The 12,127-nt window shown below is 49.9% G+C and carries 13 protein-coding genes; 1 reads left to right on the forward strand and 12 read right to left on the reverse strand.

Going from position 1 to position 12,127, the window contains the following annotated elements; translation table 11 throughout:
• Nucleotides 1-81: 81 nt before the first annotated feature.
• The 11 genes from era to rpoE all read right to left on the reverse strand — a co-directional run bounded on the left by era (nucleotide 82) and on the right by rpoE (nucleotide 9,637).
• Nucleotides 82-981: a GTPase Era gene (era, locus tag A3193_RS08375; RefSeq protein WP_069014513.1), complete on the reverse strand. Its 900-nt coding sequence runs from the start codon at nucleotides 979-981 to the stop codon at nucleotides 82-84.
• Nucleotides 974-1,651, reverse strand: a complete 678-nt coding sequence (gene rnc, locus A3193_RS08380; protein ID WP_069005913.1) for a ribonuclease III — start codon at nucleotides 1,649-1,651, stop codon at nucleotides 974-976. The genes era and rnc overlap by 8 nt, the downstream gene beginning before the upstream one ends.
• Nucleotides 1,648-2,022, reverse strand: coding sequence for a DUF4845 domain-containing protein (locus A3193_RS08385; protein WP_069014514.1), 375 nt, complete (start codon nucleotides 2,020-2,022; stop codon nucleotides 1,648-1,650). Before A3193_RS08385 ends, rnc begins: the two co-directional genes overlap by 4 nt.
• 308 nt (nucleotides 2,023-2,330) lie before the next feature.
• The gene (lepB, locus tag A3193_RS08390; RefSeq protein ID WP_069014515.1) at nucleotides 2,331-3,179 is read right to left on the reverse strand and encodes a signal peptidase I; all 849 of its coding nucleotides are present in this window, start codon (nucleotides 3,177-3,179) and stop codon (nucleotides 2,331-2,333) included.
• Between the two features lie 183 nt (nucleotides 3,180-3,362).
• On the reverse strand, nucleotides 3,363-5,168 hold the full coding sequence (lepA, locus tag A3193_RS08400; RefSeq protein WP_069014516.1) for a translation elongation factor 4: 1,806 nt from the start codon (nucleotides 5,166-5,168) through the stop codon (nucleotides 3,363-3,365).
• A gap of 94 nt (nucleotides 5,169-5,262) precedes the next feature.
• On the reverse strand, nucleotides 5,263-5,505 hold the full coding sequence (locus A3193_RS08405; protein ID WP_069005917.1) for a glutaredoxin family protein: 243 nt from the start codon (nucleotides 5,503-5,505) through the stop codon (nucleotides 5,263-5,265).
• Nucleotides 5,498-6,937: a DegQ family serine endoprotease gene (locus A3193_RS08410; RefSeq protein ID WP_069005918.1), complete on the reverse strand. Its 1,440-nt coding sequence runs from the start codon at nucleotides 6,935-6,937 to the stop codon at nucleotides 5,498-5,500. Before A3193_RS08410 ends, A3193_RS08405 begins: the two co-directional genes overlap by 8 nt.
• Nucleotides 6,938-6,997: 60 nt before the next feature.
• Nucleotides 6,998-7,468: a SoxR reducing system RseC family protein gene (locus A3193_RS08415; protein ID WP_069005919.1), complete on the reverse strand. Its 471-nt coding sequence runs from the start codon at nucleotides 7,466-7,468 to the stop codon at nucleotides 6,998-7,000.
• Nucleotides 7,461-8,450, reverse strand: coding sequence for a MucB/RseB C-terminal domain-containing protein (locus tag A3193_RS08420; protein WP_069020040.1), 990 nt, complete (start codon nucleotides 8,448-8,450; stop codon nucleotides 7,461-7,463). The genes A3193_RS08415 and A3193_RS08420 overlap by 8 nt, the downstream gene beginning before the upstream one ends.
• A 15-nt stretch (nucleotides 8,451-8,465) precedes the next feature.
• Nucleotides 8,466-9,041, reverse strand: a complete 576-nt coding sequence (locus A3193_RS08425; protein WP_069014518.1) for a sigma-E factor negative regulatory protein — start codon at nucleotides 9,039-9,041, stop codon at nucleotides 8,466-8,468.
• A gap of 17 nt (nucleotides 9,042-9,058) precedes the next feature.
• Nucleotides 9,059-9,637, reverse strand: a complete 579-nt coding sequence (rpoE, locus tag A3193_RS08430; RefSeq protein WP_068993388.1) for an RNA polymerase sigma factor RpoE — start codon at nucleotides 9,635-9,637, stop codon at nucleotides 9,059-9,061.
• 202 nt (nucleotides 9,638-9,839) lie between these two features.
• Between rpoE and nadB the strand changes: the two genes are divergently transcribed.
• Nucleotides 9,840-11,459, forward strand: coding sequence for an L-aspartate oxidase (gene nadB / locus A3193_RS08435; protein ID WP_069005922.1), 1,620 nt, complete (start codon nucleotides 9,840-9,842; stop codon nucleotides 11,457-11,459).
• Between the two features lie 80 nt (nucleotides 11,460-11,539).
• On the opposite strand, the gene A3193_RS08440 is transcribed toward nadB, so the two are convergent.
• Nucleotides 11,540-11,986: a protein YgfX gene (locus A3193_RS08440; protein ID WP_069014519.1), complete on the reverse strand. Its 447-nt coding sequence runs from the start codon at nucleotides 11,984-11,986 to the stop codon at nucleotides 11,540-11,542.
• Between the last annotated feature and the right edge of the window lie 141 nt (nucleotides 11,987-12,127).

Here is a 12,127-nt window from a genome sequence, read left to right on the forward strand (position 1 = left end):
ATGTCTCAATTTAAATGGTAGTAGCAGTCTGGCTTCTAGCGCCTGTTAACACTAATCCAATACGCCCTAGGTTGGATGGTTTCACTGCTCACCATATCCAAGTCTGACCAACGCCGCCTCGTCACTCGACCAACTCTTTTTTACTTTAACCCAGAGTTCAAGGTGAACCTTACAGTCGAAAAAGGATTGCATCGCTTTTCTGGCCTGTACCGCAACCTCTTTCAATGCCTGACCATCTTTGCCAATGATGATGCCTTTTTGACCGGGCTTTTCCACCCAGATCACGGCATTGATCCGATACAGACCCTGCTGCTCCTCGAAACGTTCAATCTCCACGGAAACAGCATAAGGTAACTCCTTGGCGTAGCGTCTGGTGATCTGCTCCCTGATCATCTCCGCAGCAAAAAACTTTTCCGGGCGATCGGTCAGTTGGTCGTCAGGATAGACATTATCAGCCTCGGGAAGCGCATTTAATACCATCCCCTCCAGCGCGGCAAGGTTTTTACCCTTTTTCGCAGATAGGGGAACTATTTCCAGAAATTCATGATTCGAAGAGAGTTTGGACAGATAGGGTAACAATGCCTCTTTCTGTTTAACCAGATCCACTTTGTTGACAACCGCTATCGCTGGTATTTCACTCTCTCTGATCAGACCGAGTACCTTTTCATCCTCCTCAGTCCAGCGCAATGCCTCAACCACAAAGATCAGCAGATCAACACCCGTCAGTACTGATTGGGCCGTACGGTTGAGGTAGCGATTCATGGCATTATCACTACGCTGGTGGATGCCCGGGGTATCGACATAGATTATCTGCCCCCCTTCCAGGCTGTTGACTCCTAAAACACTATGTCTCGTGGTTTGTGCTTTATGTGAAGTGATTGCCAACCTGACACCGAGGATCTGGTTCAACAGGGTGGATTTGCCAACGTTTGGCCGCCCGACAATCGCAGCATAACCACAATGATTTATCTGCTTACTCATTATTCAGATCCGACAACATTTTGGATGCAGCATCCTGCTCCGCCTTTCTTCGACTGTGACCTTCACCCTTACTCTTTTTCTGAAGGTCTTCAACTACGCACTCAACCTTGAAATGCTGGGCATGAGGATCTCCACTGACATCCAAAATGGTGTAGCTGGGAAGCGAGACCTTTATAGCCTGTAGATGCTCTTGCAGTTGGGTTTTGGGATCTTTCTGCTGGTTTTCCGGACTCAGTGCAATCAACCTGGGTGAGAATATTTTCAGAATTACTGAGCGGGTTGCTTCATAGCCACCATCAAGATAGACCGCTGCCAAAACTGCTTCAAAACTGTCAGCCAAAATGGAATCCCTGCTTTGACCACCACTGCGCAGCTCACCCTGCCCGAGTTTCAGATAATCCCCAAGATTGAACTCCCTTGCGACCTGAGCGAGTGTATCCCGTTTAACCAATGTGGAGCGAAGCCGACTTAACTGTCCTTCGGTGGCCTTGGAAAAATGGCTGAAGAGCGCGTCAGCAATCACAAATCCCAGAATGGAATCACCCAGGTACTCTAGACGTTCGTTGTTTTTTCCACCGGCACTGCGGTGAGTCAAAGCCTGTTCAATCAGCTCTTGTTGATTGAAAGTATAGCCTAGATCTCGGCATAGTTTTTCAGCGTCAGCCTTCAATTCGCAGTTATCTCTACTGTCTCATCAAAAGTCATGACAAGGGCTGCATTATACGCAATATGCCGACGAACCTCGTAGTTAATATTGAGAGTCCTAGAGCCTGGTGCGCTCTTAATACTAATATGATCTTTAGTAACATGGCGAATACTATTGATATTAAGGCGCTTTAATATGATGTTGCGTAATTCAACTTTGGATTTCCTCTCTGCAAAAGGTTCATTCTTAATTGATTCAAGAGCAGATTTTACCGCAAAGTGGTCAATATATACCGGGGTTATCTTGATACCAACCATCACCAGAAATCCAGCAACAATTAAGATAACCAGCCAGCTGATGAATGTAAGTCCACGCTGTTTTTTGATGGATTGCATATCTACTTCCTCAAATAAGTCATACTGTCTGATTTACATCTTCAATCTTAGAACATGATTGTAATAACTATTTTCATTAAATATTGAATTAATCTAGTTTGGTGAACTTTACAATCGGTAGATAGGGACTTATCACTGTGTAATCATCCGCTTTCAAATTGCGATCTTATTCAGTTGATATTGGTTATCCATCCTGATTTTTATACTTTGCTATCTATGCTGAAAATTCAACCTATCCGATACATCAGTGGTATCTGTACATGACCTTGAATTAACAATCTCACGTTAATTAATATCGACGAAAATCCCTAATCGATGCCTTTACCGATTCTCTCCCAGGCAATTGGTGGAAAACCGCTGATATTGGAATCCCAGTTCATCCAGATACCAAATGCTTTGCCAACAAGATTCTCATCGGGCACAAAGCCCCAGCAGCGACTGTCATTACTATTGTCACGATTATCACCCATGACAAAATATTGCCCTTCAGGAACCGTTATCGGTCCTTGCCTCAGAACCTGACACCCCATTGGCAGATCGGGTGCCAGTGGGTTGATCAGAATATTGTGCTCAATCCCATCTAGATTCTCAGCCGCCATGACCGCGCCGGTCATACGGGAGCCACTCCCTACACCGGTGTACTGACCCAACAGCATCTGTTTCATCGGTTCGCCATTGACGAAAAGGGTTTTATTACGATAGTAGAGCTTATCTCCAGGAACAGCCACTACCCGTTTAATATAGTCGATCCAGGGTTGTTTCGGATAGCGGAAGACAACCGGATCACCTCGCTGAGGATCACCCAGATCGATCACTTTTTTATTTAAAACGGGCAGTCGAATACCGTAACTGAATTTATTCACCAGAATGAAGTCACCAACCAGCAGGGTTGGCATCATCGAACCAGAGGGAATACGAAAAGGTTCTACCAGGAAAGAGCGTAAAATGAGTACGGCGAATATTACCGGGAAGAAGGATTTAGAGTACTCAACCAGCAATGGCTCTTTTCTAACCGGTTGACTTGAATCATCGGCCTCTTCACCCACATCCGGAGCCATTGCACTTCGTTTGTTGGCAAAGAATATGCTATCCAATAGCCAGATGCCACCAGTCACTGCGCTGGCAACAACAAGAAAAGTTGGAAAATCGAAATTCATGGTTTACCTGCGTCCTCACCCGTATAGTAATCTAATTGTAACTATTCAGGAGGCTGCGCTTTTTTGCGGCCACCTGAATGGTTACTCCCCAGCTTTTGGGGTTTCCAAAGGGGAGAAGTTTCACTCTCCCCTTTGGTCAGCCCTAAAAATCGCACTTTTTAGGGCTGATCTGAATAGTTACATCTAATTATCCTTGCCGACCTGAAGCACAGCAAGAAAGGCGTCCTGTGGTATCTCTACCTTACCAACCTGCTTCATGCGTTTTTTACCAGCTTTCTGCTTCTCCAGCAGTTTACGCTTTCGTGTAATATCACCACCATAACATTTGGCGGTGACATTCTTTCTCAATGCCTTGACCGTGGTACGGGCAATTATCTTGCTGCCAATCGCGGCCTGGATGGCCACCTCGAACATCTGCCTCGGGATGATCTCTTTCATCTTCGAGGTCAGATCCCGTCCTCTGAACTGAGCCTGATCCTTATGCACGATCAGTGAAAGTGCATCCACTCGATCACCATTGATCAGAATATCGAGCTTGACCAGCGGGGCGGCCTGAAAATGGGTAAACTCATATTCAAAAGAGGCATAGCCCCGACTCACCGACTTCAGACGATCAAAAAAGTCGAGCACCACTTCATTCATCGGCAACTCATAACTTAACTGCACCTGTCCGGCCAGATATTGCAGATTTTTCTGTACCCCACGCTTCTCAATACAAAGCGTAATGACGTTACCCAGATAGTCTTGTGGTACCAGAATGGTTGCAACAATAATCGGTTCGCGCACCTCTTCCAACTTACCTGGATCAGGGAGTGCCGCTGGATTTTCGATATGAATGAGTTCACCGTCACTTTTCAACACTTCGTAAACCACGGAAGGTGCGGTCGTGATCAGATCCAGGTCATACTCACGTTCGAGCCGTTCCTGAACAATCTCCATATGCAGCATACCGAGGAAGCCACAACGGAAACCAAATCCCAGGGCCTGTGAGGTTTCCGGCTCATAGTGCAGTGCCGAGTCATTGAGGCGCAGTTTCTGCAGTGCATCCCGCAGACCCTCATAGTCATCGGAGCTAACTGGATAGAGTCCGGAGAAAACCCGTGGATGCATCTCCTCGAATCCCGGCAGAGGCTGGTCGGCCTGACGGTTTTCCAAGGTGATAGTGTCTCCGACGGGCGCACCGTCGACCTCTTTGATACCGGCGATCAGGTAGCCAACCTCTCCCGCTTTCAATGAGGGTTGACTGAGCTGTTTGGGGGTGAATACACCAACCTGTTCAACCTGGAAAACCCGTCCGGTCGACATGATCCGCATCTTGTCTTTCGGCTTGATCTCTCCGTTCATTACCCTGATCAGTGAAATGACCCCGACATAGGAGTCGAACCAGGAATCAATGATCAGCGCTTGCAGCGGTGCTTCATAGTCGCCGGCTGGAGGGGGGATCGTGGCAACCAGTTGCTCCAACAGCGACTCGATGCCCAAGCCGGTCTTGGCACTTACGTGGACTGCCTGATCGGCCTCGATACCGATGATCTCTTCAATTTCATTGATGACCCGTTCCGGTTCTGCGGATGGGAGATCGATTTTGTTGAGTACCGGCAGAACCTCCAGCCCCTGCTCGATTGCGGTATAGCAATTTGCCACACTCTGAGCCTCAACGCCCTGAGCCGCATCCACCACCAGCAGCGCCCCTTCACAGGCCGCCAGGGAGCGGGAAACCTCGTAGGAGAAATCCACATGACCAGGCGTATCAATGAAGTTGAGCTGGTAGGTGATTCCATCTTTGGCCTGATATTCCAGGGTGACGCTTTGGGCTTTGATGGTGATGCCCCGCTCCCGCTCCAATTCCATGGAGTCACACACCTGGTCAGCCATCTCCCGATCGCTCAGGCCACCACAGGTCTGAATGAACCGATCGGCGATGGTGGATTTACCATGATCGATATGGGCAATAATGGAAAAGTTGCGGATGTGTTGAAGATCAGCCATAAAGCCTTGAATTGTCACTGAAAAAACAAGAAACGCCCCGTTTCGGGGCGCTTCAACGTAAACGTGTTGCCACAAAAAGAGTGATGATACCAAATCATACGTCGCGCAAATAGCTCAGAAGTCTGGAATGATCGAGATAGTGTTCACTCAGTGAGATACCATTCGGCCCCTCCAGACAGGGAATTCTCAGCCCATACTCCGCTTTGAGATCGGAGTCACGATCGATATCGACCTTCAACAGGACAATTTTATCCAATCCATCCACGGTAGAAAGTTCGTCCCACATCTCATCACAAAGGTGGCATCCCTGCCGATGGAAGAATTTCAGCTCAATCATTTTCCGGTACATGCAGGGCAAGAAAAATCGGCCCTGTGTTGCGGTGCACAAGCAAAGCGACAGTTTTCTCCCCGGGCAGCTCTTTGACCAAACGGTTAAAGTGCTCCACACCCTCCACATCCATGTTATTGATCATCGTAATAATGTCGCCCTGCTGGATTCCAGCCTCACGGGCTGCCTTACCGGTCACCGACTCAACCATGACACCCCGTCGAGATGGCAGACGCAACGCTTGCTGAACCTGCTCACTGACGCTTGAAACCATCAATCCCAGGCGGTTTTCTGATACCTTGGGAGGGGTATTTCCAGCTATTTCCAACTGATCATCGGAGGGTAATTCACCGATATTGACATTCACCATTTTGGTTTTTCCCTTCCTCAGAATCTTCAGTGATGCGGGCTTATCCACATTGCTGCGACCAACCAGGGGAGGTAACTCTGATGAGGTGTGTATGGGGGTTCCATTGAATGACAGAATCACATCACCCACCTGAAGTCCCGCTTTTTCCGATGGACTCTGGGGCAGAACCCTGGCAATCAATGCGCCCCGGGGATGATCCATGCCAAAACTGTCGGCAAGATCCTTGGTGACATCCTGAATCAACACGCCCAACCAACCACGGGTAACCCGCCCGCGAGTCTTTAACTGGTCTGCAACATTCATCGCCATCTCAATCGGGATAGCGAAAGATAGCCCCATGAATCCCCCTGAGCGGCTGTATATCTGGGAGTTGATTCCAACCACTTCACCTTCCATGTTAAACAGTGGGCCACCGGAGTTGCCGGGATTGATGGCAACGTCGGTTTGAATGAAGGGCACATAGTTCTCACTCGGCAGGTTTCTTCCCTTTGCGCTGACGATACCGGCGGTCACTGAATGATCAAAGCCGAAAGGTGAACCGATTGCCAATACCCACTCACCGACTCTCAATCCATCAGAGTCACCGATTTCAACCATTGGCAGATCATCTGCATTAATTTTGATCAACGCAATATCGCTGCGTTCGTCTTTGCCGATCACATCAGCGACGAACTCGCGTCGGTCGTTCATTCGCACCAGAATTTCGTCAGCCTCTTCCACAACATGATTGTTGGTCAGAATATAGCCATCCTCTGAAATGATGAATCCGGATCCGAGAGAGCGCTTTTCCACATCATTTTCCGGCATCTGATAACCATGATTGCCAAAAAACTTTTTCATCAGCTCGCCTAATGGGCTGCCTTCAGGTAAGCCCTCCAATTCAGGCATATTGAAGGGTGACATCTGTTTTCTGGATGAAGAGGTTCTGGTGCTGATATTGACCACAGAGGGGGCATTATGCTCTGCAAGATCTGCGAAGTTGGGCAGATCGCGCGCCATCAGAGGGAGTGATGTCATCAGTGCCACTGCCACAGCTGCCAGCATGATAAATTGAAATTTCTTGTCTCTCATTGAAACAACTCCTGGAGGAAAGAGGGATCGATCGACAACAGGTATGAGGTGAATAGAGTCTCAGACAAAAGGCACAGAGATTCTATCTGCATGGCGCAGTATCACCGCCTGATAACCTGGGTCATGTCGATTTTTATGTGCAAGTAGTCTCAACAGAAAAAACCCGCCAATCAGCCCCAATAGACCACCGATAACTTGCGGGAGTTCCCCTGACTGGATGTTAAACAAACCAATCAGATATTGAGCTGCGATGGCAGCCAGAATCATGAAGATCAATGGAAGCAGATAGGCAAGCATGGAGAGTTTCAACAGAGCCTGTTCCTGCAAACCGATAACCACCTGCTCACCGGGTTTCGCCAATACGGTATTCAGTACCCTCAGGTGGTTATAGCGACGTTTGAACAAACCGGCAAGAACGGTGGTACTGCAGCTTCCCTGGCTCTCGCAGGATCCACAGGCGGCACGCTTCTCCGTCTCGACAAATGCGTACTCACCTTCAATACGCACGACCATTGCGGTCTCTTCAATCATTCGAGCCCTTCAGCTTCATCCCTTGAACCACACCCAGTATGGTGACAGCGGGCACTTCGCCAACGGCGGTCACCTGATAGCCGGCGACCTGACCACCCCAGGCATTGATCGCACCCAATCGGGATACACCACTGAAAGCTTCGCTACGGGTTTCCGCTTCGATAAAAACAGATAATGAACCCAATCCATCACTGAACACATACTGCTCGATTGGCGCACTCAACATCGGATCGTGCAGCTGGTGCTGCATACTCAATCGGAATCCGGCAGGAAGCTTGAGAAAATCCCATCGACTGTCAGCCTCATTGGAGAGACTGGTGCCTTCATTATTTTTCAACCGGTAGGTGAACAACGACTCTCTCTGGTGTAGTTCACTGATCTCAGCAACACCGATCTCCAGATCGGTGAACATGGTCTGCTCCACCGCTTCACCATGCTCATTCATCAAATCCGATTTGAGCGGTAGACCGCTCTCTAGATCCAGGTAGAAACGATAGCCGTAGCGAAGCCGGTCATTGGGCATGATCACCACCACCTGAGCCTGGCGATTGGCGATTCGGTCATTACCGCTCATGCGAAAACTGTAGTGATCCTCAAGCTGGGCCAGGTCCTGAGGCAGAATATTGAGAAATTTCTTGCTTGGGGAGCGCTTGTCCACTGACACTTCATTACTGCCAGGCATGACACAGGTTACCGACTCTTCATCACGAATTACTTCACGGGGTGCACCATTCAGAGACATCAGGCTCTCTCTGACCTTGTCCCCGTTCACCGCGTGGGCGATTTTCATGATCTCCAGTTGATTGTCATGAAGATAGACAAAGGTTCCCTGGTAGTTCAGCTTTTGCACCGCATCCATCATTCGCTCAAGCCAATCCCTGGGGGTAAGCTGCTCAGCGGCGAAAATTGGCTGGCAGAACAGCAGCAGAAGAAAACCAATCCAGTATTGTCTCGAAGCAGCTCTGGAAGACGAAAAATTCATCCGATCAGCTCAATTTTATTTTTGTTTGTTTTCATCGTAACTGACGAACGTTGCAAAGGGCATGATCCCTTTGATGTTGCTCGACGGTGACCTTTCCTGATGATTGACCAGATAGGCGTTAAGCCGCGATACCACTTCGGGTTTTTTCAGCAGCTCCCAGCGAGTGCCGTCTTCCGCGACATAGAGGGTCTCTGTGGCAGGCTCCTGAGTCGAGGCGATATTCGCCGGCGGTGCTTCGGATCCCTCCGGATTGATCAACTGAGGGGCCATCACCACCGCGACTGCGGCTAAAGACGCAGCGACAGCCAAGCCTGTATAGGAACGCTTCTTCAAACCTGGACGACGTTTGATTGCTGCCGGAGCCAGCACCACCGGTTCACTTTCCAGTTGCTTGCTGATCGCCTGTGCCAAATCCGGGTTATACAGTGAGCCTGTCTCACCACGCATGGCATCACCGATCAAATGGTACCTGGACCAGGTATCCCGGTTCACCTTATTATTCGACAACTTATTAATTTCCATAGAGATTTCTTCTTCTGAAATCTCATTATCAACCAGCGCGGATAATCTTTCGTACTCTTGCTCAGTCATTTGTGCTATGCCTGATTTTAAGGTTTCAATAATGGGCTCAGTCTTTTATCAATCGCCTCACGCGCCCGGAATATACGGGAGCGAACCGTGCCTACAGGACAGGACATGGCATTGGCGATCTCTTCATAACTCATGCCTTCCAGCTCTCTCAGTACAATGGCGGTTCTCAGATCTTCAGGCAGATCATCGATCGCCTGCTGAACCGTCATGGTAATCTCTTCGGTCAATACATGGTTTTCCGGTGTACCTGTCTCCTTTAGACGCACACCAACATCCATTTGTTCAGCCACTTCTGCCTCCACATCATCTGAAGGGGGGCGTCGTCCCTGGGCTACGAGGTAGTTTTTCGCAGTATTGATGGCTATTCGGTAGAGCCACGTATAAAAAGCACTGTCACCCCGAAACTTGGGTATGGCCCGATAGGCCTTGATAAAGGCTTCCTGGGTCACATCCAGCACCTCATGAGGATCTCGGATATAGCGGGAGATCAGATTGGTGATTTTCTGCTGATACTTCAGCACCAGCAGGTCAAACGCCTTTTTGTCACCCTGTTGAACTCGAGCTACGAGTTCCTGATCAATTAACCGCTCGCCCATCCGGGCTTTTACCTCCTCGTGACGAGCACTTCCTGTGCACAGTCCCATTGACAGTCATGGATTGGATAAGTTCTGGCAATCCCAGCTTTAATTGACCGATATCAGTCTGCCGATGCGATTGGTTCAACCAAACGCGGTTTTAAGCTAGGATGCATTGCAACTGGAAACGCATTATCACCATAACGACCCTACCCCGCAAATTATGACGACAGATCACCAACATGACGTACTGATCATCGGCAGTGGCGCTGCTGGATTGAGCCTTGCCCTGCACCTGGATCAGAAGCTGAATATCGCAGTCATCTCTAAAAAAGAGTTGAAAGAGACCAACACCTATTATGCTCAGGGGGGTATCTCTGTGGTGCTTGATGAAGAGGACAGCATCGCCTCTCACGTCAAGGACACCCTGGATGCCGGCGCCGGTCTGTGTGATGAGGAGACCGTGCAGCTGGTCGTGGAAAATGGCCCATCCAACATCGACTGGCTGCTCAAAGGTGGCGTTAACTTCACCCGGGACGACAGTGCCGAATCGAGCGGCGGCTACCACCTGACCCAGGAAGGTGGGCACTCCCACCGACGGGTCATTCACGCAGCAGACGCAACCGGCAGAGAGGTGGAAACCACCCTGCAGGGACAAGTCAGGGCCCGCTCGAATATCGAAATCTTCGAACACCATATCGCCATCGACCTGATCACCAGTGAAAAAGAGCAGACCAAGCACCAGAAACGCTGCTATGGTGCCTATATCCTTGATCACAAAAGCAATCATGTACAAACCTTCAGGGCCCGGTTCGTCGTTTTGGCTACCGGTGGCGCCAGTAAGGTCTATCTCTACACCAGCAACCCGGATGTCTCCACAGGGGATGGGATCGCAATGGCCTGGCGGGCGGGCTGCCGGGTTGCCAACATGGAGTTCATCCAGTTTCATCCAACCTGCCTCTACCACCCTGAGGCGAAGAGTTTCCTGATCTCCGAAGCGGTTAGAGGGGAAGGTGGTCAACTCAAGCTCCCCGATGGCAGCCGCTTCATGGATCGCTTCGATGAGCGAGGGGAACTGGCGCCCAGAGACATCGTCGCCAGGGCGATCGACCATGAGATGAAACGCATTGGCGCCGACTGTCTCTACCTGGATATCAGCCACAAACCGGCCGAATTCATTCAGGAGCACTTCCCCACCATCTACCAGCGCTGTCTCGAATTCGGTATCGACATGTCGAAACAGCCGATTCCCGTGGTGCCGGCAGCCCACTATACCTGTGGGGGTGTAATGGCGGACCATAAGGCACGTACCGATGTCGCCGGACTCTATGTGGTCGGTGAGAGTGCCTACACAGGTCTTCACGGCGCCAATCGTATGGCCAGCAACTCACTGCTCGAATGTCTGGTGTTTGCCAAGCTTGCCGCAGAGGATATTCAGGAACTGGATTCCACCACGGCTGAACCTCCGCAGATTGCCCCCTGGGATGAAAGCCGTGTTACTGAACCGGATGAAGAGGTGGTGGTATCTCATAACTGGGATGAGCTGCGTCACTTCATGTGGGACTATGTGGGCATCGTCAGGAGCAATAAACGGCTGGTGCGCGCCCGCCGCAGGGTAGACCTGTTACAACGGGAAATTGTCGAGTACTACAGCAATTTCAGGGTCAGCATGGATCTACTGGAGCTGAGAAACCTGGTCGATGTGGCCGACATGATCATTCGATCGGCCCAATCCCGACGTGAGAGTCGAGGGCTCCATTTTACCCTGGATTTCCCCTACCGGGACGACCGGGTGCAGAACAAACCGACCATATTGATCCCGGAGGGCTATTCACCCTATTGAGTTGCGGCCCATCTCTGAGTGGTTGATAGGTGTTCGTTCTCAGTAACGGCTTGGTCAGGGGTTCTCTATCGCGAGTTGTATCAGTCAGCTGACTCCTCCCTGACGAATGAGCCGTGCTTCAGCAGTATCCTTAAGCTTCGCATTTCTGCTGCTGGTAATGCATCCTGAAACAATACCATCACCGGATGTCTCCAACGCCCCCGGAGATCAAATCGTAATATGATCAGCCAGGGTGTTACCAGGCTGTCAGTACGCAACCTTGCTGTCTGTTTCTTTCCGTCCGTCAGAACAATCTTCGACCAACCATTACATCTGATCTCAGCTTTTGCCACCTGACCAGGGATAAACACCCTGTAAACCGGCAGTTTTGTTAGCATCAGCGCTATCAACAGTACGATTTTGACTGACATTCCAATCGGGGCAGTAACGATTGCCAGAAGTGTTATGGCATAGAGACTACGATGCCAGATCACCCATTGTCTTGAGGCTGCTGGTCTTAAATGGATTGTCGGCAATCGATTGGTCATGGTCACAGCCTCCTTGCTGTTGATCGTGCTTCTATCAAAACGCTGCTGAAATGGCTCATTTCCAGCTGCGATGGTACCGTGAAATAGCTCTGATGTTGCCAGGCTGCAGGAGTAAAAGGATATTCATGCTGGGTGCAAAAT

This window comes from Candidatus Thiodiazotropha endoloripes, from assembly GCF_001708965.1.
GTDB classification, from domain to species: Bacteria; Pseudomonadota; Gammaproteobacteria; order Chromatiales; family Chromatiaceae; genus Thiodiazotropha; species Thiodiazotropha endoloripes.

What these genes read in the sequence shown, in the direction of transcription:
- A3193_RS08420 (WP_069020040.1), bottom strand. Translation starts at nt 8,450, where the DNA reads ATGAATTTTTCGTCTTCCAGAGCTGCTTCGAGACAATACTGGATTGGT.
- A3193_RS08385 (WP_069014514.1), bottom strand. Translation starts at nt 2,022, where the DNA reads ATGCAATCCATCAAAAAACAGCGTGGACTTACATTCATCAGCTGGCTG.
- A3193_RS08410 (WP_069005918.1), bottom strand. Translation starts at nt 6,937, where the DNA reads ATGAGAGACAAGAAATTTCAATTTATCATGCTGGCAGCTGTGGCAGTG.
- A3193_RS08415 (WP_069005919.1), bottom strand. Translation starts at nt 7,468, where the DNA reads ATGATTGAAGAGACCGCAATGGTCGTGCGTATTGAAGGTGAGTACGCA.
- lepB (WP_069014515.1), bottom strand. Translation starts at nt 3,179, where the DNA reads ATGAATTTCGATTTTCCAACTTTTCTTGTTGTTGCCAGCGCAGTGACT.
- A3193_RS08425 (WP_069014518.1), bottom strand. Translation starts at nt 9,041, where the DNA reads ATGACTGAGCAAGAGTACGAAAGATTATCCGCGCTGGTTGATAATGAG.
- rpoE (WP_068993388.1), bottom strand. Translation starts at nt 9,637, where the DNA reads ATGGGCGAGCGGTTAATTGATCAGGAACTCGTAGCTCGAGTTCAACAG.
- lepA (WP_069014516.1), bottom strand. Translation starts at nt 5,168, where the DNA reads ATGGCTGATCTTCAACACATCCGCAACTTTTCCATTATTGCCCATATC.
- era (WP_069014513.1), bottom strand. Translation starts at nt 981, where the DNA reads ATGAGTAAGCAGATAAATCATTGTGGTTATGCTGCGATTGTCGGGCGG.
- A3193_RS08405 (WP_069005917.1), bottom strand. Translation starts at nt 5,505, where the DNA reads ATGATTGAGCTGAAATTCTTCCATCGGCAGGGATGCCACCTTTGTGAT.
- nadB (WP_069005922.1), top strand. Translation starts at nt 9,840, where the DNA reads ATGACGACAGATCACCAACATGACGTACTGATCATCGGCAGTGGCGCT.
- A3193_RS08440 (WP_069014519.1), bottom strand. Translation starts at nt 11,986, where the DNA reads ATGACCAATCGATTGCCGACAATCCATTTAAGACCAGCAGCCTCAAGA.